Origin of the sequence: Myxococcus sp. CA040A (genome assembly GCF_013336725.1) — a bacterium.
GTDB classification, from domain to species: Bacteria; Myxococcota; Myxococcia; order Myxococcales; family Myxococcaceae; genus Myxococcus; species Myxococcus llanfairpwllgwyngyllgogerychwyrndrobwllllantysiliogogogochensis.
In genome coordinates this window covers 932,288-953,663 of sequence record NZ_JABUMR010000006.1, presented here as the reverse complement: position 1 = coordinate 953,663, position 21,376 = coordinate 932,288, and the positions used below count along the sequence as shown (strand labels likewise).

Below are 21,376 nucleotides of genomic sequence, written 5' to 3'. Positions count from 1 at the left end.
AAACGCCTCATGAGCAGGCGAGCGCAAGCGACCCGGGGGAACCGCGTAGGGTTCGTGTGACGCGGCATTTCACGCGAGTCCCTCCAGGAACCCCTTCCATGAACCCAAGACCTTCATCCCGTCTCCTCACCGTGGCCCTCTCGGGCCTCACGGCCCTGGGCCTCCTCACCGCCGCGGACACCCGCAAGCCCGCGACGCAGTGGCTGGCCCGCCCCACCGAGGCCGCCCGCATCGCTCGCGTGGAGCAGGGCCTGCCCGCGGTAACCCTCCCCGGCGAGGCGCCACGTCAGCTCTCGCTGCCTCAGTGGATGGAGCTGTATGGCATCCCTGGCGTGAGCATCGCCGTGTTCGACCAGGGCTCGCTCATCTGGGCCAAGGGCTATGGCGTGAAGCAGGTGGGCGGCACCGACGCCGTCACCGTCGACACGCTCTTCCAGGCCGCGTCCATCAGCAAGCCCGTGGCGGCGCTCGCCGCGATGCACCACGCCGAGAAGCGCAAGTGGTCGCTCGACGCGGACATCAACGACACGCTCATCTCCTGGAAGCTGCCCGACAACGAGTTCACCAAGGAGCAGAAGGTGACGCTGCGCCGGCTGCTCTCGCACAGCGCGGGGACGACGGTGAGCGGCTTCCCCGGCTACTCCGTCACCGGGCCCGTGCCCACGACCCAGCAGGTGCTCGATGGCGAGAAGCCCGCGAACACGTCCGCCGTGCGCGTGGACACCGTGCCCGGCACGCTGACGCGCTACAGCGGCGGCGGCACCACCATCGTCCAGCAGATGCTGGTGGATCAGCTCAAGAAGCCCTTCCCCCAAATCATGAAGGAGACCGTGCTCGCGCCGCTCGGCATGAAGCACAGCACCTACGAGCAGCCGCTGCCCAAGCACCTGGCGTCCATGGCGGCCAGCGGCACGTACTCCGGGGGCAAGAGCGTCGAGGGCCGCTGGCATGTCTACCCGGAGATGGCCCCCGCCGGACTGTGGACGACGCCGTCGGACCTCGCCCGCGTCGCGCTGGAGATGTCCAAGGCGACGAAGGGGCAGTCCCGCCGCGTGGTGTCCCAGGCGATGGCGAAGCAGATGCTCACCCGCCAGTCGGAGAGGTTCGGCATCGGCTTCGAGCGTCCTTCGGACCAGGACTGGTTCGGCCATGGCGGCTCGAACGAGGGCTACCGCTGCTTCCTCATGGCCTTCGAGTCGGGCAGCGGCGTGGCCATCATGACCAACTCGGATGCGGGCTCACGCCTCTTCGAGCCCATCATCGCGAGCGTCATGGCCGAGTACGGCTGGAAGGGCTACACGCTCGCTCCCGACAATGCCTTCACCACGGTGGACCTGCTGACGCGATTGAAGGGCGCCGAGGCCGCCATCACCTGGTTCAAGGCCCGCAAGAGCGCCGCCACACCCGAGGACAAGCAGCTGTCTCCCGCCGTCCTCAACGACATCGCCTACTCGCTCCTGCGCTCGGGCAAGGTCCCCGATGCCGTGAAGATGTTCGAGGCCAACGTCGAGCTCTACCCGCAGGACTCCAACGCCCACGACAGCCTGGGTGAGGGCTACGCCGAGGCCGGGCGGAAAGACGAGGCCATCTTCCGCTACAAGAAGTCGCTGGAGCTGGACCCCAAGAACAACAACGCCGTGATGATGCTGGAGAAGCTCGGCGCGGCCTCGAAGTAGCGGGTCTCCCCTGGGGAGGATTGTTTCCCGCGTGGAAACAGTCCTCTGCCTGGCGCCCCATTTTTCGCGGACGCCCAGGTCTCTACTGTTCCTCTTGTCAGCAACGCACACCGCGGCAGACGCGGTGAACCCAAGAGGGAGTACGCCATGAGCGCCACCGTCCAGAAGACCCAGACCCAGCCCGACACCATCGTCCTCGTCCACGGCATGTGGATGACGCCCCGTAGCTGGCAGGGCTGGATTGACCGCTTCACGAAGGCCGGCTACCGCGTCATCGCCCCGTCGTGGCCCGGCCTGGAGGTCGGCGTGGAGGCGCTCCAGAAGGACCCGACGCCGCTGGAGAATCTGCGCGTGAAGCAGATTGTCGACCACTACGAGCGCATCATCCGCGCACTGCCCACCCCTCCCATCCTCATGGGCCACTCGTACGGCGGCGCCTTCGTACAGATGCTGCTGGACAGGGGCGTGGGCGCCGCGGGCGTCGCCATCCACTCCGCGCCGGTGAAGGGCGTCTACACGCTGCCGTTCACCACCATCAAGTCGACCGCGTCCACGCTGCTCAACCCCGCCAATGTGAACCGCCCCGCGCCGATGACGCCCGAGCAGTTCCACTACGCCTTCACCAACACGCTGACGCAGGAGGAGTCGGACGAGGTGTACCGCACGCAGTACGTGCCGGGCTCGGGCCGCGCGCTGTTCCAGGGCGCCCTCGCCAACCTGACGCCGCGCTCCGAAGTCACCGTGAATCTGAAGAACGACGAGCGCGCGCCGCTGCTGTTCCTCTCGGGTGACTCGGACATCATCCTCCCGGCGAAAATCCAGCGGGAGAACGTGAAGCGCTACGCGAAGTCGAAGGCGGTGACGGAGTACGTGGAGCTCAAGGGCCGCTCGCACTACACCGTGGCGCAGCCGGGCTGGGAGGCCGTCGCGGACCTCGCCCTCAACTGGGCCACCGAGCACGCCACCGTCCGGAGCTGAGTCGTTGTTTCGATATCGCGCAACTGGGGAGGCTCAGGACGACGCGAAGAGCGCGTCCCAGTCCGGGCCACCCAGTCGGGACACGAGCGCCTCCATGTTCGCGCGAGTCGTCTCGGCCAGCACGTAGTCGAACCTGAAGCCACAGGCTCCGAAGTCACAGGGCTCCAGGTCCTGGATTCGAGTCGGGCATCCTCGAGACCCGGTGCAGGTCGACTGGCGCGCGGGACAGAGTGCTCGCTTCGACAGCACCGCCATCCGGAGGAAGGTCTTGAAGTCCTCGGATGAGCGGAACACCTGACGGGTCTCGACGCCCGACCCTCCGACTCCGGGTGGATGGAAGCCCGCGCCGCTCGTCGTGCCGAGCGTGACGAGCACGGACTCCGCCGTCAGTCGCAGTGTCCTCGGCGGAGACGACGGGGGTGTCTTGAAGACGCACCGCAGGCCCGACTTCATCGGAGCCGTCTCGTCCTCCACGACTTCCAGATGAGACAGCGCGTTGCCTTGTGCCGTGAAGTCCCGCGTCTCCGTCCCGTTTGCATCTTCCAAACGGAGACACCGCTCCTGTGCTTCGAGCCTCGCCTTGAACGCCTCGAAGACTGACACCGCCTGGCGCTTCCGGTGCTCGGCCACTCGCGCGGCATCGGTCCGTGACTGGGGCTCCGTCACCGACGCGTCCGCATCGTTCAGCGCGGACCCCGCCTGAGACGTCCTCGTCGCGGTGTCCTTCTCGAGGAAGCCCACTCGAATCACCTCGTCTGTTTCCTGGTCGTGTGCCGCCTGCGCGGACTTCAACAACTCAGCGATGAGGTGACGCCTTCTCACGGGTATCGCGTCCTCGGAGAGTCGCAGCACGGGCGACGCCGCATCTTCCTCATGCAGCGCGACTCGGTTGGACTGGTTCTTCTTCTCGGGAGGCGCGTCGTCAGAGCGTCTCGGTGCGGGAGAGGACTCCGCTCCCTCCTCGTGCGGCGCGACTCGGAAGTGCGCGTTGTAGAGCCCCGGCGCTATCGCGCTCAGGTGAAGGGACTTCGTTCCCCGCGCGGCCTCTTCCGGAGAGTGGCCTGTCTCCGTGGTGAGGGGGAACATCGCCACGCGCCAGTGCTTGCACTTCGGACAGGACACATTCACGCCCGGAAATGGCCAGTCCCTCGGTGGCGCGTGCACGCGGTCCTCCAGCACCGCGTCCACATACGCCTGCGTGTCCTCCAGGTTCGCCTCGCGCAAGCCCTCCGCATCGAGCAGGGGCCGCTCCGCATCCACGAGCAGCGCCGGGTCATAGAGCACGAGCAGCAGGTCCTCGAACCCCGGGGCCACGCCGCGCTCCCGACGCAGTCCCACGAGCTGAAGCGCCAGGGGCGTCGTCCGCGAGAACTCCAGCGCCTCGTCACCCTTCAAGTGGAACCGTCGGTTCCCCGGGTCCGCCTTCCCCTGCCTGCGCAGGCTCGCGCTCACGTACTGCCGCAGCAGTCCCACCGCGCAGTCCGTACACTGCGCTTCTCTCAGCGTCGCGTGGTGCGCCTCTCGCTCCGGCGCCGTCGCCACCGCGACCTTCTTCGGAGATTCCGCTTCCGCCCCGCCCCGCCTCTTCGCCGCCTTCGCCGTCATGCCTCAGCTCCCGTGCAACGCTTCGAGCCTTGTCGACGTCTCCGCGTCCAACCGACCCGTGACGGCCAGGCCATTGCGGTGCTGGAAGGCTCGAAGCGCGCTGCGCAGCTCCAGCGTCATCCGCCCCGTCGGCGCCAGCGCGTACCCCAGGTTGATGAGCCGGGCCTCCGCCCCCGCGACACCGTCATCCGGCACGTCGTGCATGGGACGCAGCGTGCCCAGCTCCAGCTCCCACCACTGGTCCTCACACTCCAGCTCGGCACGACTCGCGCTGAGCGGAACACGCTGCACCAGGAGGCCGTTTCCGTCCGTCTCCCCCTCCACCACCCGGGGACCGAACAACAACAGATAGGGTCTGCTCGCGAGCGGTGCGCCCACGTCGTCTCGCAACTCGAGCCGCAGATAGCGGGCACTCGCATTGACAGTGAGGGAGCGCGGCAACCCTTCACAGAGCGGCATCAACGAGGGGCGCGGCTCCGGGATGAACACCGTGTCGCCGGGATAGAGCACACTCGGATTGGGCCGCTTGCGACGCAGCTCCGCATTGGCCGGATGCTCGTAGACCTGCCGGTAGTCCAGGATTCCGTAGCGCCGTGCGACCAGCAACATGCACTCGCCACGTCGAATGACATGGGTGGTGGACATGGTCTTCCCCCTCGTCGATGAAAGAGCCCCAACTCCCTCACCGTCCAGGAACGCTAGTCGAGGCTCCGCATTTCGCGGCATGCACCTCAGGGCATAGCGGCTTCCCCTTCCTTCCACTCGGCAGCCACGGGTTCGCCGCGCCGCGCCAGAGTGTCCGTCGCGCGCTACTTCCTCGCGTCGCTCAGCCTCGCCGCCTGTGTCAGCAGATAGTTCCGCTCCGGCAGACTCGTGGTGCGCGCCGCGGCCTTCCGGTAGTGCTCCACCGCCGCCTCGTGCTTCCCCGCTCGCTCCAGCAGGTGCGCGCGGACCGCATCGAGCCGATGGCTCCCCTCCAGCCGCCCTTCCTCATCCAGCCCCTTCACCAGCACCAACCCCGCCTCCGGCCCCAGCACCATCGCCGTCGCGATGGCGTGGTTGAGCGCCACCACCGGGTTGTCGGACAGGCACATCAACACGCCGTAGAGCGCCAGCACTTGTGGCCAGTCCGTGTCCTCCGCGCGCGCCGCCTCGTCATGCACGGCCGCGATGGCCGCCTGCACCTGGTACATCCCCAGCGAGCCCTTCGACAGCGTCGCGGAGATGAGCGCGATTCCCTCGGTAATCATCCTCGCGTCCCACAGGGTCCGGTCCTGCACGTCGAGCGGAATCAGCTCCCCCGCCGCCCCCGTCCTCGCCTTCCGGCGCGCGTCCGTGAGCAGCATCAACGCGAGGAGCCCCGTCACCTCGCCGTCCTCGGGCAACAGCGTGTGCAACAACCGCGTCAGGCGAATCGCCTCGCCCGACAGGTCCGTGCGGTGCAACTCCGGACCGGACGTCGCCGTGTAGCCCTCGTTGAAGATGAGGTAGAGCACGTGCAGCACCGTGCCCAATCGCTGCGCGGTCTCTTCCGGCGTGGGCTTCTGGAATGGCACCCCTGAGCTCTTGATGGTCTGCTTGGCGCGGCTGATTCGCTGCGCCATCGTCGATTCAGGGACGAGGAACGCCTTGGCGATTTCGGCCGTCGTCAAGCCGCCCACCGCGCGCAACGTCAGCGCAATCGCGGACGTCGTCGACAGCGCCGGGTGACAGCACATGAACAGCAACACGAGCGCATCGTCCCGCCCCAGCGCCTCGTCGCTGTCCAGCGACAACACGAGTTGCAGCTCCGGCGGCACCAGGCTGACGACCAGCTCCTCGCGGTGGCGACGGGCCGCCTCCGCGCGCACATGGTCTGTGATGCGCCGCGAGGCGACCTGAATCAGCCACGCGCGCGGGTCGTCCGGCACGCCCTCGCGAGGCCACTGCAGGGCCGCCGCGAGCAGCGCTTCCTGGACCGCGTCCTCCGAGGCTCCGAAGTCTCGAAACCGCCGGATGACCGCGCCCAGCACCCGCGGCGCATGCTCACGCAGCAGGTGCTCGATGTGGACGTGTTCCGCGACCACCATCACTCCATGTCGGGAGGGGGACCGCTCATCACCTGCCGCACTTCAATCGACAGGTTGAGCGGCTTGCCACCAGGTCCGGGCGCGGCGGAGGCCTCGGCGGCGATGGCATAGGCGCGCTCGGGGTTCTCCACCTCGACAATCCAGTAGCCCGCGAGGAACTCCTTCGACTCCGGGAACACGCCATCGGTGATGGGCTTGCCGTCCGCCCCGGCCCGCACGCTCTTCGCCTGGTCGGGTCCAGCGAGGCCCTCGGCGCCTAGAAGCTCGCCCGAGGCGCCGAGCTTCTTCGCGAAGCCCTTCATGAACGCGATGTGCGCCTGGAGGTCCTTCTGCGGCCAGCTGGCGACCTGGTACGCCCCACCGGTCGGGGTGTTCATCATGAGCATGTACTTCATGGGTGGCTCCCTCTTTCTCTTGGCACCGCGCCCCTCCATTGGGGCGCGTTCATCGAGATGTCGGAGCCAGGAGCGAGGTCTCGACATCGTCGATGACGATATTCGACCGACCTCCCGGGTCGGCGAACAACCGCGCGCGATTCCACGGGAAATGCGCGGCGCGTCGAAGTCCCACGCGCCGCGCGAGGCGTGGGGTTCAGAGCACCTTGCCGGGGTTGAGGATGCCCAGTGGATCCATCGCCCCCTTGATGCGGCGGTGCAGCCGCAGCCCCTCCTCCCCCAGCTGCCGGCCCAGGAAGGGCTGCTTCAGCGCGCCCACTCCGTGCTCGCCGGTGATGGTGCCGCCCAAATCGAGCGCCGCGCCGAGGATGTCGTCGAACGCCCCGCGCGCCCGCTCCAGCGCCGCCGCGTCCTGGCGGTCGAAGACGACGGTGGGGTGCATGTTCCCATCCCCCGCGTGACCGAAGGTGCCGACGAGGACACCCCGGTCGGCGGCGATGCGCTCGACGGCGGCGAACAGCTCTGGGATTCGCGACAGCGGCACGCCCACGTCATCCAGCAGCGTGGCGCCCTGCCGCTCCAGCGCCGGGTACGCGAGGCGGCGCGCGGTGAGGAGCAGCTCCCCCTCGGCTTCATCCGAGGTGTGCATGACGAAGGTCGCCCCGGTGGCCTCGCAGCAGCTCGCCATGGCCTCGATTTCCGCCACGCCCTGCTCGCCGCCCGCGTCCGAGCGCGCGAGGAGGAACGCCGCCGCGTCCACGTCCAGGCCCAGGGGTTTGTAGGCCTCCACGGCGCGGCACGTGGCCTGGTCCATCAGCTCCAGCATCGACGGACGCGTGCGCGCCATGATGTCCGTGACGGCCGCACCCGCGCCCGCGAGCGTGGGGAAGGTGGCCACCAGCGTCGTTGCCTTGGGCGGCTTGGGGCGCAGCTTGAGCGTCGCCTCGGTGATGACGCCCAGCGTGCCTTCCGAGCCGACGAACAGGCGCGTCAGGTCATAGCCCGCGACGTTCTTCACCGTGCGCCCGCCCGTGCGCACCACGGAGCCATCCGCGAGGACGACCTCGAGTCCGAGCACCGCGTCCCCCGTCACGCCGTACTTCACGCAGCACAGTCCGCCCGCGTTGGTGGCGAGGTTGCCCCCCAGACTGGAGAACTCCCAGCTCGCCGGGTCCGGTGAGTACCAGAGCCCGTGCGCGGCGGCGGCGGCCTTCACCTCCGCGTTCAGCACGCCGGGCTGCACGACGGCGAGCATCCCCTTCGCGTCGACCTCCAGCACGCGGTTCATCCGCATCAACGACAGGACGATGCACCCGTCGAGCGCGTTCGCTCCGCCAGACAGCCCCGAGCCCGCGCCCCGAGGCACCACGGGGACTCGACGTGCCGAGGCGATGCGCAGCACCGCGCGCACGTCCTCCGTGCACGTCGCGCGCACGAGGACCTGGGGCATGCCCGCGGGGGCCCACTCGGCCTGGTCCCTCCGGTGCGCGTCGAGTACGTCCGCGTCCGTGACGAGCGCCTCGGCGGGAAGCACCGCCGCCAGCTCTCGCAGCAACGCTCCGTTCCCATCGGTCGTCATGGAGCAACCTCCTGCCGCGGCGACGTGAGCGCGCGTCCTCGCGAGGCAATCCCGGCACTCATGAGGCTGCCCTCACGGCGATGAGTTGACTGACGCAGCGAGGTTGCCTTCCCTCTGGTCCTCATGGGGCAACCTCCTGGCGCGGCGTGGGCGTGAAATCACACGCGCCCTGGCCGCTCATCGCGCGGCCTCCGCCGGCACCGAGACGGACGCTCGGTAGAACCCCACGATGTGCTCGCGCAGCAGCGCCGCCGCGCCCGCCGCGTCACCTCGCTCCACCGCGTCGAGCATCGTCGCGTGCTCATCCGCGAGCCGCTGGAGCACTCCCGGTCCCTCCGTCCCCAACGCGTCGAGCAGGTGCCTCGCCATCGCGTCGCGCAGCGCGAGCATCACCAGGTGCATGGCCCGATTGCCCGACGCCGCCACCAGCTCCACGTGGAAGCGCACGTCGGCCTCATGAAAGGACTCCGCGGTGACACCCGGCCGCCGCATCTCCTCCAGCGCCGCTCTCGCGGCCTCCAGGTGCGTCCGGTCCGCCCGCCGCGCCGCCCGCTCCAGCGCCGCCGCCTCCAGCACACACCGCAGGTCGACCAGGTCCTCCAGTGACGCCAGCCGCAGCCGCACCACATGCGTCAGCGCCTCGCTCAGCAGGCCGCTCGCCGCCCGCGCCACCAGCGCCTTCCCCCGCCCCACCACCAACCCCTGCGCCTGGAGCGCCCGGAGCGCCTCGCGCACCGAGGCCCGGCTCACCCCGAACTGCTCCGCCAGCTCCCGCTCCGGGGGCAGCGCGTCCCCAGGCGGCATCCCTCCACTGAGGATGGCCTCCCGAATCCGCTCCGCCACCTGGAGATACAAGGGGTTACGAACCACCGCCTGGAACGTCCGTCCGGAAACCATGATGGACAGACTACCTGATTGACTGATGGTCAGACCAGCGGAGACGATGGAGCGGTCGTTCGTTGAGACCCCAATGGAGGTGACACCCATGGCCAAGGTCCTGATGCTCGCAGGCGACGCGGCGGAGTCCCTGGAGGTGATGTACCCGTACCAGCGACTGCTGGAGGAGGGTTACGAGGTCCACCTCGCGGCCCCGTCGAAGAAGAAGCTCCAGTTCGTGGTGCACGACTTCGTGGACGGCTTCGACACGTACACGGAGAAGCCCGGCTACACGTGGCAGGCGGACCTGGCCTTCTCCGAGGTGAAGCCGGCCGACTATGTCGCGCTCGTCATCCCCGGCGGCCGAGCCCCCGAGTACATCCGCAACGACGCCGATTGTCAGCGCATCGTCCGGCACTTCTTCGACAAGAACCAACCCGTGGCCCACATCTGCCACGGCCCGCTGCTGCTCACGGCGGCCGGCGTCCTCAAGGGCCGCAAGAGCGCCGCGTACCCCGCACTGAAGCTCGACGTGCGGGACGCCGGCGCGGAGTTCATCGACTCCGCCGCCGTCGTCGACGGGAACATGGTCTCCGCCCGCGCCTGGCCGGACCATCCGGCTTGGATGCGCGAGTTCATGAAGATTCTGCGCGCCAAGGCCCCCGCGGCCTGAGCCGCCGTCGCTGAAGGGAAGCAGCCAGTCCGCTGGCACTTGGAGGCCTCCCACGTGGGGGCCTTCTTCGTTTGCGGGGCAGGGAGCCAAGCAGGGGCCTTTCAGCCCGGCGGCTCTCCTATCGGCCTCACTTTTGTAATGATTTTTGGGGTGAGGGGGCGTTTTCTAACGATTTCCGCAATCTTCTAACAACTTCATAGGGGACAGTGCCGGGTCCTATCGATTCTTCAGAGCACGGTGCGCCCGCAGTTCACTGCAAAGGCAGGTCCTAGTCCTACACGTGCTTGTCCTACCCGTACTTGAAGGGGGACCCCATGTACCTGAGCAGAGGCATCCCCATCGGATACGCGAAAGCCATCGAGGATCATGGCCTCGGCGTCGTGCCTCCCCATCAGCTCTCGGCCTGCGTGGGCTCGGTCAAGCATGTGCGGAGCAGCGACGGGCGCGAGTTCGTCACCTACCCGAGTTCGTACGACCCGGGTCCGGCGCTTTGTGACCATCTGGAGTTCGCGCTCAAGCACGAAGGCATCTCCCTGGAGGTGCTCGCCACGTTGTTCCGCGCGGTGAAACAGGGACCCTTCGAGGACAAGCTGTCCCGCCACATCCAGGCACGCCCCACCGGTCAGAACACCCGTCGGCTCTGGTTTCTCTATGAGTTCCTCACGGGACGTCGGCTTCCACTCGAGGACGTGACCACAGGCAACTATGTCGAGTTGCTCGACCCGAAGCGCTACTACACAGCGACGCCCATCAACAGTCGGCGCCATCGCGTGCGCGACAACCTCCTGGGCAATGTGGACTTCTGCCCCATGGTGCGCCGTACGCCCGTCCTTCAGGAGTTCGAGGCGAAGCGGCTCGCGAACGAGGCGGCGCTCATCGTGAAGTCCTACGACGAAGATGCCCTCCGCCGCGCCGTCGACTACCTCTACACCAAGGAGACCCGCTCCTCTTTCAACATCGAACGGGAGACCCCCAGCCAGCAGCGCGCCGCACGGTTCGTCTCCCTCCTGCGTGAGCTCCCAGCGTTGGAGTCCCTGAACGAGGCCGCGCTGGTCCACATGCAGAATGTCATCGTGGAACGCTTCGCGGAGAAGGGTTACCGCGAAGAGCAGAACTATGTGGGGGAGTCCGTCGGCGTGGGGCTGCGGCAGTTGGTCCATTTCATTCCGCCACGGCGCAAGACAGTCCCGCGCTTGATGGCGGGCCTGCTGTCCTCACTGGACCGGATGATGGCTTCCAAGGTGGACCCCATCGTCCATGCGGCCGCCATCTCCTTCGGCTTCGTCTTCATCCACCCCTTCGAAGACGGCAACGGACGAATCCACAGGCTGCTCATCCACTACATCCTGTCCAGGGCCGGGTTCACTCCCCAGGGACTCATCTTCCCCATCTCCGCCGTCATGTTGCAGAAGAAGGACCAGTACGACGCCTGCCTCGAGTCCTTCTCCAAGCCGTTGATGAAGCTCATCGACTACTCGGTGAACGAAAAGGGACTCCTCAAGGTGAAGGGCAAGACGAGCGGCTTCTATCGCTACGTCGACTTCACTCGCATGGCCGAGGACCTGTACCGGTGGACGGAAGAGACCATCCGCACGGAGTTCCGCGACGAGCTGGACTTCGTCGTCCGCTACCGCGAGGCCCGCCTGAAACTCGACGGCGTCGTCGAGCTGCCAGATACGCTGCGCAACCGCTTCGTCCAGTTCTGCCTCCAGAATGGAGGGCGCCTGTCCAAGCGGAAGCGAACCAGGTACTTCGGCAACCTGACCGACAAAGAAGTCCATGCGCTGGAGAAGGTCGTCCAGAAGTACCTGATGCCTCGCCCCAAGGCCCCCGCGCGCTGAGCCGCCGTCACACGGCACGACGCCGTGGCTCCACTCCCGAGAGACCACGGTGTCCACGGCACGGGCCCTGTGTCCGCGTCGGAACTCAGGGCGCCAGCCTCACGAGCAGGGCCTCGCGCCACCTCGCCCAATGTCTAACGCGACTGTCCGTCGTGCTTCTGGCGATGGATGCGGCGGTTGAGCTGGTTCTGCTCGCGCTGGATGCTCGCGCGCTCCCGGACATCGAGGCGGCCGTCATCCGCTCGCGCCGCACGGATGTCCCGCCGGAGCTCGCGGTGCTGGGACTGGAGCCGCACCGCCTCGCGGCCCGTGAGCTCTCCGCTCTTCACGCCCTGGACGATGCGCGCCTGCTGGCGCACCTGCCGACGGTCCGCCTTCGCCGCGCTCGCGGGCAGCGCCAACAACAACCCCAGCACCAGCGTCCCCACGGTCCACACGTTCCGCTTCATGGCTCATCTCCAGCGTCAGGCCGGGCAGGCCGGCTCATCGGGTCTGGAGGTACGAACCCGGGTCCCCGCGAAAAGTCGCGGGGCACCTCGGCACAGCCTTGCTCTCACGAGTGCTACCCTCGCCCGCCCCAGCCATGGCCGAGGACTCACCCAGCCCGCCCGCGCGGCGAGATTCGTCATCCGACGACGACCTCCACATCTCCCTCCCCCGACTCCTCGTCATCCGTGTCTGGAGCCTGGGCCTGGAAGGGGTGAACCGGCTGGGGGATTTTCTCGTGCTCGCGTGGCGCCCCCGGCTCCTGCTCGCCTGGCTGCGACTGTGGCTGCGCGAGGTGCTCGTCTCACCCTACCGCCCGCGTCGCTCCTTCGAGTTGATCCGCGTCCTGCGCGCGAGCCACCAGGACTTCCACGAGCTGATGTACGGCGAGACGCCCGTGCACACCGCGCTGTCGCTCTTCCGGAAAGCCGGGCTGACGAAGGGCTCCCGGCTGGTGGACCTGGGCGCGGGACGCGGGCGGGCCCTGCTCGCCGCGCGCTGGCTGGGCGCGGAGGCCCTGGGGCTCGAACTGCTCGAACAACACGTCGCGCTCGCCTCGGGGCCCCTGGCCAGAACCGGCGCGGTGCTGCGGCAGGCGGACGCCACCCAGACAGACCTTTCGCTCGGCGACGCCACCCACGTCTTCATCAACTGGACGGCCTTCGCTCCAGACACCCGGGCCCGGCTCGTCACCCGCCTGCTCGCCTGCCGCCCCGGCACCCGCGTCCTCACCGTCACCCGCCCCGTGGAGACCAAGGGCTTCACCGTCCTCTCCCACCACCGCGCCCTCTTCACCTGGGGCGTCGAGTCCGTGTGGATTCACGAAGTCCAAGGAGCTGGCACTGCGGGGCCCGGCGCCGCGCTTTGAGATGCAAACACTCCCTCCCCTGGCGCGAGCGCATCCGACGCAACGGTGGCTTCCGCTCGTGACGGCTCCATGCCTAGGCTCGCCGGCTCGATGCCGGTGGGACGGGTGGGCTCCTCCGGCCCCTTCCCCTCACCGAATGAATCAAGTCCCCAGGCCCTCGGGCCCGGGGCACAGAGGAGCAGACTCACATGAAGGCATGGATGGCCGTGGCGATGCTGGCGGTGGTTCCCCTCGTCGGATGCGGTGGTTCGCGCGAGCTGAACCGCGCGAAAGTCGAAGTGAACGTGCTGCGCAAGGACAAGGAGACGCTGAGCGCGGAGAACGAGGCGCTCAAGACGAAGGTCGGCGAGCTGGAGGGTGAGCTGGCCAACGTGTCGAAGGAGCGCGACGAGCTGAAGGTCGCCGCCGAGCAGGCCGCGGCCGCCGCCCCCGCCGCCGTCCCCGCGTCCGGCAAGAAGCGCAAGAAGTAGCCCTGAAGGTGATGCCGATGACCGGGGCGCGCACCACGGCGGTCCATGTGCACGAAGGCTGTGACGTGTACGTGGGCCGGGCCTTCCGCGCGTGGGCGAAGCCGAGCCCCACCAACCCCGTGCCCGGTCGTTTCGGCAACCCGTTCAAACCCGGAGGCGTCGGCACTCCGGGCGCCATGCTGAAGAAGTACTTCGTCCCCTGGCTCGGCGCGCTGCCGGAGACCGAGCAGCAGCAGATCCGCGAAGAGGCCCTGCGTCGCATGGGCCCGGACGTGGACGCCTTCGAGTCCTTCCGCTGGTACCTGGACTTGCGCACCCGTCACGACGCCGCCTGGCGCGAGGACGTGCTCGCGCTGCGGGGCCAGCGGCTGGGTTGCTGGTGCAAGCCCGGCCCCTGTCACGCCGACGTGCTGGTGTCCTGGCTGGACTCGCGGCGCTGACCGCCAGCGGCACTCAGAACAAAGAGCGCAGCCACGCGCGCCAGCCCACCACCGCGCGCACCCGGGCCACCGCGTCGCGATGCGCCCTGCGCGCCAACGGATGCGAGTGGAAGCCCTCCATGCCCTGCTCCGCCGTGGCCAACGCAGCGCGCGCCGCGCGGGCCCCCGACTTCCGCGCGGCTTGCACCGTCCTGGCCAGCCCGAGGGCGAGCTTGAGCAGGCCATCCGTGGGCACATGCGTCACATCCAGCAGCGCCGTGTCCAACAAGGCTTCGGGGTCGTCCCGCAGCGAGCTGAAGAAGGCATGCCACACCTTCATGTGCCCGCTCGTGGGCTCCTCCGGCAGCGCCAACCCCAAAGCCAGTGCCGCCTCGGCGTCCCCGCGGCGTCCGTGCTCGTAGCAGGCCACCAGCACGTTCATCATCATCCAGGGACGCAGCTCGTCGGCGGGCTGCTCGCGCCAGTCGCGCAGCCAACGCCATGCCCGCGCCCTGCGCTGCTGCTTCATCAGCGCATAACCCACGGCGCCCCAGGTTCGCGAATGCGAGCGCAGCGGGGTCGCGTACAGGAAGACGAACAGCGCCAGCAGGACGGTGCGCCCCAGCTCACCCAGTCGCTCCACGTACACCGCCAGGGCCTCGACACCCACGGCGCTCTCCGAGGCCAGCGCGTGCAGCCGTCCCCACGCCCTCCAGGTCCACGTCCGCTCCGCGTGCTGGAGACTCCAGGCTCGCGCGAGCACCTCCGAGGTCTCGCCTCCACGCGCCGCCATCGCCGCGTCCACCGCGCGCTCCATCACCGAGCCCCAGCCTCGTGAGCGCATGGCCTCCGTGCAGCGCTCCATCGCCCAGGTGCTGTCCCCCACCACCGCCAACGTCTGCTCCACGTGGCGCGCGGCCGCCTTCGCGTCGCCCCGGGCACAGGCCAGCCGCACCTCACGCGCGGCCACCAACACTTCCGGGGCATGTCCCCGCGCCGCCTCCAGCGCCCGCGCCGCCTCGTCCAGCTGGCCCTGCTCCAGTCGCGCGTCGAAGAGGTGCGTCGCGGCATAGGCGTAGTCCGGCGCCAGCTCCAGCGCGCGCTCCCACCCGGCGATGGCGCTCTTCAAATCGCCCGCCTTCGCGCGCACGTCGGCCAGCCGCGCGTGCGCCACCGGGTCCTCGGGGCCCAGCTCCACCAGTGCCTCCCGCGCCTTCGTGAGGAGGGCGTCGTCCTCGAGCGACTGAGCCCACTCGCCCAGCGTCTGCCAGCCCCAGCCGTAGCGAGGCGCCTCCGCGAGCACGGCCTCCATCGCCGTCACCGCGTCACGCTGCGCGCCCTTCTCGAAGAGCACCCACGCGGCCCGGCCACGCAGCGCCAAGGGAGGCTCGCCGCCGTAGGCCGCCGGAGCGCAGGCCGCCAGCGCTTCGTCCAGTCGCCCCGCCTCGACGAGCATCCGTGCTCGCGCGTCGTGCGCGTCATCCATGCGAGGGAAGGACTCCAGCGCTCCGTCCAGCAGCGCCAATCGCTCCTCGCGCGTGGCCTCCCCTGCTTCCTCCAGCAGCTCCGCGAGCGCCAGCCGCGCCATGGGGTCCGGCAGGGGGCCCTCGCAGAGCTCCCGCGCGAAGGCCACCGCGTCCGCCTGCCGCTCCAGTTCCTCCGACCACTCCTGCAGCCGCGCCCAGCCCCACCCGTACGTCGGGTCCAACCGCAGCGATTCGAAGAGGCGCTCCAGCGCCAGGTCATGCTCCTCCGAGCGCCACAGCAGGTCCGCCAGGAACCCCCGCGTCATGCCATCGCGGGGATTCTCGCGGCCCACGCGCTCCAGCACCTCGCGCGCCTGGGCCACCTCGCCCACGCGCTCCAGCAGCTCCGACAGCTCGCACGCCGGACGCGTCCAGCCCGGCGAGTGCCGACACGCCGCCTCCAGCGCCTCACGCTCACCCGCGTCGTCCTCGCGTGCCCGGTGGACCAACGCGCGCTCCAGCCACACCGGCGCCAGCATCGCGAAGCGCGTGGTGGCCTGCTCCGCCACGCGCGCCGCCTCGTCCAGCTCCCGCGCGCGCAGCAACTGACGCAGCCGCGCCACCCACGCCTCCCAGCAGTCGGGGTGGCGCTGGAGCAGGCCCTCCAGACAGGCCCCCAGCTCCTCCATCGACAGCACGTCGCCCGCCACCTTCTCGAAGGCCAACACCGAGTCATCGAGCTGCGCCATGCCCTCCAGCGACTCGCGCACGAAGGTCAGCGAGGCTCGCCGCGCCTCGGGCGTCGTCGCCAGTGCCATCAGCGCGTGCATCCCGGGCCGGGAGGGTTGAATCCTCAGGGACTCGCGGTAGGCGACCTCCGCCTCGGCGTTGCGTCCACACGCCTCCAGAATCTGTCCTCGGCAGTAGTGCAGCGACGGGTGGCGCGGCTCCAACGCCTCCGCGCGCACCAACTCCTCCAGCGCCTCCTCGCGGCGTCCCTGGTCCGACAACATCGACGCGCGCTCGCGCCGGGCCCACGCATCCTCCGGGTGCGCGGACAGGAAGGCCTCCAGTGCATCGAAGGCCGCCGACGGCGCGTGCTCCCGAGTCCACGCGACGCGCAGCTGCAGCAGGCCCGCGTGAAGAGGGAAGCGCGCGCACACCGCATCCAGGTGCGCCTTCGCCTCCGGAGCACGGCCCAGGTCGGTGAGCAACCGCACCCGCTCCCGGTGCGCATCCGAGGGCAGCGGCTCGCGTGCGAGCACCTGCTCCCAATGCCCCAGCGACACCGCGAGCTCTCCGCGCGCGGACGACAGGATGGCGGCGGCACGGTGCCACGCCACGTCCCGCACCCGGCCCTCCGCCGAGCGCAGGTGACGCGACGCCGCCTCCTCGTTGCCCAGGCGCGAGTGCATCTCCGCGGCGAAGAGGGCCAGCTCTCCATCCTCGGGCCGCAGCGAGCACGCCTGCTCCAGCAACTCGAGCGCCTCCAGCGGCCGGCTCAGCTCCTCCAGCGCGCGGCACAACGTGCGCGCGGGCGCGGCGTTGCGCGCACCGAAGCGCTGGAAGCGGTCCGTCACGAAGTCCAGCGCGCGCGCCGTCTCTCCTCGCGCCTGGGCCGCCACGAAATAGCTCCAGGCATACCCTTCACTCAGCTTCTCCAGGCACGCCGCCGCGCGGTACAGCCGCAGCGCCTGGTCCCGACGGAGCTGGGAGTCACGCAACTGCGCCAGCGAGCGATACGTGGGCGCGAAGGTGGGGTGCATGCGCAGGGTGCGAGCCAGCAGTCGCTCCGCCTCGGCCTCCTCGCGCGCGTCCGTCATCAGCTCGGCCGCCAGCGCGTGCCACAGGATGGGGTGCGCCTTCTTCTCCCGAGCGCGCTCGCGCAGCACGCCAAGCAGCTCCTCGCGGCGGCCCAGTTCGTTCAGGCAGCCCAGCCACGACATCAGGTAGTTGAGGTTGTCGGGGTACGCCTCGCGCAGCCCGCTCAGCGCCGCCAGCGCATCCAGCGTGCTGTCGTCGTAGCCGGCCAGCGCGCGCTTCGCCTGCCACGTCAGCCGGTGCCCGGGCGCGTCGCGCTCCATCGACTCCAGCACGCCCGTCGCCGCCGTCCGGTCATTCGCCACCAGCGCCGCGTCCATCCGGTGGAGCGCGTCGTACAGCGAGGCCTCCGGCAGCTCCACCGCGTCCAGCCGCGCGGTCTGCGCCACGGGCACCAGCGCCATGCCGCGCGGACCGCAGGAGGCGTAGTGCGCCAGCGCCTTCTCCGTGTCGAACTCGACGAGGTGGCGCGTGGACGGGTCTCTCACCAGCAGCGTGCCCCGGCGCTCGTCGTAGCCCACCACGGCCTGCAGGTGGCTGTTGCCCGGCTCCTGCGTGGTGAGCGTGAAGGCGATGCCCTGGTCCAGGAGCGCGCGGGCGCTGTCCCAGGTGACGCGGAACTCGCGCACGTGCCAGCCCGTGGTCGCCGCCCAGTGGCGCTCCTGGTACGCGGGCGTCCCGTCGTAGCAGATGGACTCCGCCACCTGCAGGTGCTCCACCGGCACGTCCCACAGCGCCGCCACCGAGGCCAGCGTCGCGGGCGCACACGTCTTGTGGTGCTGCCGCACGAAGCGCACGGGCAACAGCCGCCGACGGCCCTCCGTGCTCGCCGCCATCCGCTCCGCCACCTGGGCGTGGAAGGGAGAGCCACTCAATTGGGCCAGGTCGATGGCCCGTTGCACATCCCCGCGCAGGTAGGCCGTGTCCGAGCACATGGACATCAGCATCGAGAAGTTCTTCGACTCCAGCCTCGGTGCCAGCAGCAACGCGCGCTCCCAGCTCGCCCAGGCATCGTCGTACAGGCCCAGCTCCTCCTGGAGCCGCGCGAGCTGTCCCGACACCGCCGAGCACTCCAGCCGCTGTGACGCCGTCGACAGCAACTCCAGCGCCTCCGCGTCCTGTCCCAGGTGGGTGAGGAGGCTCCCCGCCGTGTGCACGGCCGGGCGATAGAAGGGGTGCAGCGAGAGCGAATACCGCACCGCCTCGAGCGCCTCTTCACGCCGGTCCTGTTCCTCCAGGAGCGACGCGCGCACCACGTGGACCCAGGGATGTTCGGGGACGAGGGTGAGCGCTTCCTTCACCCAGCGCTCGGCGTCCTCGAAGTCGCGCAGGACGACGAGCGCCTCCGCGCGGGCGAGCAGCAGATCCGCGCGCTGCTCCAGCGAAGCGGACTCCAGGTCCACCGCGCCCTCCAGGAAGTCCAGCACGGCCAGTGGGCCCTTGCGGCGCGCGAGCAGTGCCGAGAAGTAGTAGCGGGCCTCCGCGTGATTCGGCGACTCGCGGAAGGCGCGCGTCCACTGGAGACAGGCCGCGCGCGAGGCGCCGAGCTGGTGCAACAGTCGCCCCGCCAGCACCCGCGCCCGAGGCCCCGTCCACTGCTCCAGGGGCACGCCCGCTTCGGTCAGCCGGTACGCCTGGACATAGAGGCCCTGCTCGTAGAGGTCCCGCACCCGCGCATACAGGTCGGGCGTCACGGACTCGATGGGCGGATTCGAGAGGAAGAGAGGGGCCGGCGAGAGGACGGAGGACGGAGATGGATCAGGGCGCATCGGCGGGTCAGGACGCCGCGAGGATGACCGCCTGACAGCGACCTCCCAACCCTCCCAGCGCCCTCGACATCCTAGCCCTGTCCGTCATGGCGGCGGGCATGGCCTGACCTGTCGGAAGCCATGTCGGAGGCCCCATCGCCCGAGGATTCCCTGGGAATCCAGGCGCCATCCCACACCCGACGTCACACCGGGATGTCCTTCCATGGCCGGATGGACAGCGAGGCGCGGAACGTCTCGATGATGAGGTTCATCTCCCACGGCGTGCGCGTGTCCTTCAGCGCGTCCAGGTACAGACAGCGCCGCGCCACGGGCGTCAAATCGAACGCCCAGTACATGCTCATCAGCGGGTTGATCCACAGCGTGCTGCCCTGGGTGCGCTGCGTGCGATGCACGTCGCCATAGTCCCCCTCCAGCGCCGACACCACGGAGAGCGAGACGATGCTCGGCGAGCGGGACATCTGCTCGCAGACGTAGCCCACGGCTTCCTTGTACAGCGCCACCTCCGGCATCGCCTCCAGGAGCGCGGTGACACCCAGGTAGCCACCCTCCTTGCTCAGCGCCGCCACCGCCTCCAGGAAGTGCGCGTGGCAGACGCCATGGTGGGTATCCACCCCGAAGCCCAGGCACACCACCAGCTTGTCGCGCACCGGCAGCGCATGCACCGCCCCCAGGCTCGCGATGTCCTCCTGCGGCGTGCCCAGGCCCACCTCGTCCCCGCGCATCAGGATGTCCGTGCCCCCATCCACCAACACCACCGCATCGAACCCCAGGTGCGCGTGCAGCGCGGCATACGCCTCCCGCAGCGGCGCCATCCCGGTCTGCTCGAAGCAGTAAAGGGGCACCTGCTCGCCCCGACGCTCGAACCAGCGCGCCAGCCACCCCTCGGGAAAGTAGTACCCCCGCCCCTCGGTGGAGGCGTCCACCCGGAACACGCCGGGCACCGGCCGCTCACACTCCAGCGCCTCCAGCCGCGTGAAGCTGAGGTTCGCCAGCGTCACCGTCTTCCCCAGCGCGCGCAGCCGGAAGTACAGCGGCAGCCCGCTGAACACGTCGAAGCCACCCCCACCGCCCGCGATGAGCACGTGACGGGCCGACGCGAGCCGCTCCAACAGGGGCGAAGTGAACAAGTCCACGGGGCGAAGTCCTTTCCCGAAGCACCGCCAATACCGCGCTTACGGCGCCATCCCGGCCGCTCCGGTATATAGCGCCGCCATGTCCACCCTCATCCTCAGCGCGAAAGAGCTGCGCGGCCTCTACACCGTCGAGCTCGGCCTGGACGCCGTCGAGCGGGCCTTCCGGGCCCACGGTCGTGGCGAGTCGCTCATGCCTCCCAAGGTGTACCTCTCCCTGCCGCAGTACGACGGCGACTTCCGCGCCATGCCGGCGTTCCTCGACGGCGCCGCGGGTGTGAAGTGGGTCAACGCCCATCCCCAGAACCCCAAGAAGCACGGCCTGCCCACCGTGCGCGCCCTCTACATCCTCAGCGACCCGGACACCGCGTCCCCGCTCGCCATCCTCGACGGCACGCTGCTCACCGCCTGGCGCACCGGCGCCGCGGGCGGCGTCGCGTCCAAGTTCCTCGCGAAGCCCAAGCCTCGCACCCTCGGCCTCGTCGGCTGTGGCGTGCAGGCCCGCGTCCTCATCGACGCGCACCGCGCCATCTTCGGCGAGCTGGAGCTGCTCCTGGCCGACGTCTCGGAGGCCTCCGCCAAGGCCCTCCAGGCCGAAAAGGGTGGCCGCGTGGTCAGCCTCCAGGAAGCCTCCGGCGCGGACATCGTCTGCACCTCCACGCCCTCGCGCACCCCCGTGGTGAAGCGCGAGTGGCTCAAGCCCGGCGCTCACATCAACGCCATGGGCGCGGATGCCCCCGGCAAGCAGGAGTTGGATCCGCGCATCCTCACCGAGGGCCGCGTCTTCATCGACGACACCGACCAGGCCCTCCACTCCGGCGAGGTCAACGTCCCCCTGCATGACGGCCTGCTGCGCGCCGAGCAGATCGCCGGCACCCTCGGAGAGGTCGTCGCCGGCAAGAAGCCCGGCCGCGCCGGAGACGAAGTCACCATCTTCGACTCCACCGGCCTCGCGCTCCAGGACGTCGCCCTCGCCCGCGCCCTCTACGACGTCGCGCGGACCCGAGGCGTCGGCCAGACGCTCGACATCGTCGGCGGCTGAGCCTCGACCGACTCACGGCCCCCTGCGCGCGAGCCTCTGCATCCAGGCTCGCTTCCGCGGGCTCGCGGCGCGGGGCGGCTGGGATGACGCCCGGCTCGGGCTGAACACCCGCCCCACCGTCGGCGCCACCCTCGCCTTCGGCCTGGGACAACCCCACCAGACGCCCGAGTCACCCGCCTCCCACGCTCCCGGGTCTTTCACGACCACAGGCGA

General features: G+C 69.5%; 17 protein-coding genes. 8 read left to right on the top strand and 9 right to left on the bottom strand.

Annotation, left to right across the window (positions count from 1 at the left end; all coding sequences use genetic code 11):
- The first annotated feature begins 98 nt into the window (after positions 1–98).
- Both HUA75_RS30070 and HUA75_RS30065 read left to right on the top strand, forming a co-directional pair.
- Positions 99–1,676 (top strand): serine hydrolase, encoded by a 1,578-nt coding sequence (locus HUA75_RS30070; RefSeq protein WP_174488321.1) that lies wholly within the window; start codon positions 99–101, stop codon positions 1,674–1,676.
- A gap of 147 nt (positions 1,677–1,823) precedes the next feature.
- The gene (locus HUA75_RS30065; protein WP_174460395.1) at positions 1,824–2,654 is read left to right on the top strand and encodes an alpha/beta hydrolase; all 831 of its coding nucleotides are present in this window, start codon (positions 1,824–1,826) and stop codon (positions 2,652–2,654) included.
- 33 nt (positions 2,655–2,687) lie between these two features.
- On the opposite strand, the gene HUA75_RS30060 is transcribed toward HUA75_RS30065, so the two are convergent.
- The 6 genes from HUA75_RS30060 to HUA75_RS30035 form a co-directional block, all read right to left on the bottom strand.
- Entirely contained in the window at positions 2,688–4,259 is a 1,572-nt protein-coding gene (locus tag HUA75_RS30060; protein ID WP_174488320.1) for a hypothetical protein, read from the bottom strand.
- Positions 4,260–4,262: 3 nt separating this feature from the next.
- On the bottom strand, positions 4,263–4,904 hold the full coding sequence (locus tag HUA75_RS30055) for a peptidoglycan-binding domain-containing protein (RefSeq protein WP_174456137.1): 642 nt from the start codon (positions 4,902–4,904) through the stop codon (positions 4,263–4,265).
- A gap of 164 nt (positions 4,905–5,068) precedes the next feature.
- Entirely contained in the window at positions 5,069–6,328 is a 1,260-nt protein-coding gene (locus tag HUA75_RS30050) for an RNA polymerase sigma factor (protein ID WP_174488319.1), read from the bottom strand.
- Positions 6,328–6,723 carry a YciI family protein gene (locus HUA75_RS30045; RefSeq protein WP_141642482.1) on the bottom strand — a complete coding sequence of 132 codons (396 nt, stop codon included), beginning with the start codon at positions 6,721–6,723 and terminating at the stop codon, positions 6,328–6,330. The genes HUA75_RS30050 and HUA75_RS30045 overlap by 1 nt, the downstream gene beginning before the upstream one ends.
- 196 nt (positions 6,724–6,919) lie before the next feature.
- Positions 6,920–8,302 (bottom strand): FAD-binding oxidoreductase, encoded by a 1,383-nt coding sequence (locus tag HUA75_RS30040; protein WP_174488318.1) that lies wholly within the window; start codon positions 8,300–8,302, stop codon positions 6,920–6,922.
- Between the two features lie 177 nt (positions 8,303–8,479).
- A complete protein-coding gene (locus HUA75_RS30035) occupies positions 8,480–9,199 on the bottom strand; it encodes a FadR/GntR family transcriptional regulator (RefSeq protein ID WP_174456133.1) in 720 nt (239 codons plus the stop codon).
- Positions 9,200–9,287: 88 nt separating this feature from the next.
- Here HUA75_RS30035 and HUA75_RS30030 point away from each other — a divergent pair, with 88 nt between their 5' ends.
- Both HUA75_RS30030 and HUA75_RS30025 read left to right on the top strand, forming a co-directional pair.
- Complete coding sequence (locus HUA75_RS30030; protein WP_141642479.1) at positions 9,288–9,851, top strand: DJ-1/PfpI family protein; 564 nt, start codon at positions 9,288–9,290, stop codon at positions 9,849–9,851.
- A 314-nt stretch (positions 9,852–10,165) separates the two neighbouring features.
- On the top strand, positions 10,166–11,692 hold the full coding sequence (locus HUA75_RS30025) for a Fic family protein (RefSeq protein ID WP_174488317.1): 1,527 nt from the start codon (positions 10,166–10,168) through the stop codon (positions 11,690–11,692).
- A gap of 134 nt (positions 11,693–11,826) precedes the next feature.
- Here HUA75_RS30025 and HUA75_RS30020 read toward each other — a convergent pair whose 3' ends face one another.
- A complete protein-coding gene (locus HUA75_RS30020) occupies positions 11,827–12,141 on the bottom strand; it encodes a hypothetical protein (protein ID WP_174456131.1) in 315 nt (104 codons plus the stop codon).
- A gap of 134 nt (positions 12,142–12,275) precedes the next feature.
- Between HUA75_RS30020 and HUA75_RS30015 the strand changes: the two genes are divergently transcribed.
- From HUA75_RS30015 to HUA75_RS30005, 3 genes are all read left to right on the top strand, one after another.
- Complete coding sequence (locus HUA75_RS30015) at positions 12,276–13,046, top strand: class I SAM-dependent methyltransferase (RefSeq protein ID WP_217446310.1); 771 nt, start codon at positions 12,276–12,278, stop codon at positions 13,044–13,046.
- Positions 13,047–13,234: 188 nt separating this feature from the next.
- Positions 13,235–13,516, top strand: a complete 282-nt coding sequence (locus tag HUA75_RS30010; RefSeq protein WP_141642476.1) for a hypothetical protein — start codon at positions 13,235–13,237, stop codon at positions 13,514–13,516.
- Positions 13,517–13,527: 11 nt separating this feature from the next.
- Positions 13,528–13,956 (top strand): DUF4326 domain-containing protein, encoded by a 429-nt coding sequence (locus HUA75_RS30005; RefSeq protein WP_254627846.1) that lies wholly within the window; start codon positions 13,528–13,530, stop codon positions 13,954–13,956.
- 13 nt (positions 13,957–13,969) lie between these two features.
- On the opposite strand, the gene HUA75_RS30000 is transcribed toward HUA75_RS30005, so the two are convergent.
- Entirely contained in the window at positions 13,970–18,916 is a 4,947-nt protein-coding gene (locus HUA75_RS30000; protein ID WP_174488316.1) for a tetratricopeptide repeat protein, read from the bottom strand.
- Positions 18,917–19,173: 257 nt separating this feature from the next.
- Positions 19,174–20,124, bottom strand: a complete 951-nt coding sequence (locus HUA75_RS29995; protein ID WP_141642474.1) for a DUF1152 domain-containing protein — start codon at positions 20,122–20,124, stop codon at positions 19,174–19,176.
- Positions 20,125–20,203: 79 nt separating this feature from the next.
- Here HUA75_RS29995 and HUA75_RS29990 point away from each other — a divergent pair, with 79 nt between their 5' ends.
- Positions 20,204–21,163 carry an ornithine cyclodeaminase family protein gene (locus HUA75_RS29990; RefSeq protein WP_141642473.1) on the top strand — a complete coding sequence of 320 codons (960 nt, stop codon included), beginning with the start codon at positions 20,204–20,206 and terminating at the stop codon, positions 21,161–21,163.
- The last annotated feature ends 213 nt before the right edge of the window (positions 21,164–21,376 follow it).

What these genes read in the sequence shown, in the direction of transcription:
- HUA75_RS30070 (WP_174488321.1), top strand. Translation starts at nt 99, where the DNA reads ATGAACCCAAGACCTTCATCCCGTCTCCTCACCGTGGCCCTCTCGGGC.
- HUA75_RS30065 (WP_174460395.1), top strand. Translation starts at nt 1,824, where the DNA reads ATGAGCGCCACCGTCCAGAAGACCCAGACCCAGCCCGACACCATCGTC.
- HUA75_RS30060 (WP_174488320.1), bottom strand. Translation starts at nt 4,259, where the DNA reads ATGACGGCGAAGGCGGCGAAGAGGCGGGGCGGGGCGGAAGCGGAATCT.
- HUA75_RS30055 (WP_174456137.1), bottom strand. Translation starts at nt 4,904, where the DNA reads ATGTCCACCACCCATGTCATTCGACGTGGCGAGTGCATGTTGCTGGTC.
- HUA75_RS30050 (WP_174488319.1), bottom strand. Translation starts at nt 6,328, where the DNA reads ATGGTGGTCGCGGAACACGTCCACATCGAGCACCTGCTGCGTGAGCAT.
- HUA75_RS30045 (WP_141642482.1), bottom strand. Translation starts at nt 6,723, where the DNA reads ATGAAGTACATGCTCATGATGAACACCCCGACCGGTGGGGCGTACCAG.
- HUA75_RS30040 (WP_174488318.1), bottom strand. Translation starts at nt 8,302, where the DNA reads ATGACGACCGATGGGAACGGAGCGTTGCTGCGAGAGCTGGCGGCGGTG.
- HUA75_RS30035 (WP_174456133.1), bottom strand. Translation starts at nt 9,199, where the DNA reads ATGGTTTCCGGACGGACGTTCCAGGCGGTGGTTCGTAACCCCTTGTAT.
- HUA75_RS30030 (WP_141642479.1), top strand. Translation starts at nt 9,288, where the DNA reads ATGGCCAAGGTCCTGATGCTCGCAGGCGACGCGGCGGAGTCCCTGGAG.
- HUA75_RS30025 (WP_174488317.1), top strand. Translation starts at nt 10,166, where the DNA reads ATGTACCTGAGCAGAGGCATCCCCATCGGATACGCGAAAGCCATCGAG.
- HUA75_RS30020 (WP_174456131.1), bottom strand. Translation starts at nt 12,141, where the DNA reads ATGAAGCGGAACGTGTGGACCGTGGGGACGCTGGTGCTGGGGTTGTTG.
- HUA75_RS30015 (WP_217446310.1), top strand. Translation starts at nt 12,276, where the DNA reads ATGGCCGAGGACTCACCCAGCCCGCCCGCGCGGCGAGATTCGTCATCC.
- HUA75_RS30010 (WP_141642476.1), top strand. Translation starts at nt 13,235, where the DNA reads ATGAAGGCATGGATGGCCGTGGCGATGCTGGCGGTGGTTCCCCTCGTC.
- HUA75_RS30005 (WP_254627846.1), top strand. Translation starts at nt 13,528, where the DNA reads ATGCCGATGACCGGGGCGCGCACCACGGCGGTCCATGTGCACGAAGGC.
- HUA75_RS29990 (WP_141642473.1), top strand. Translation starts at nt 20,204, where the DNA reads ATGTCCACCCTCATCCTCAGCGCGAAAGAGCTGCGCGGCCTCTACACC.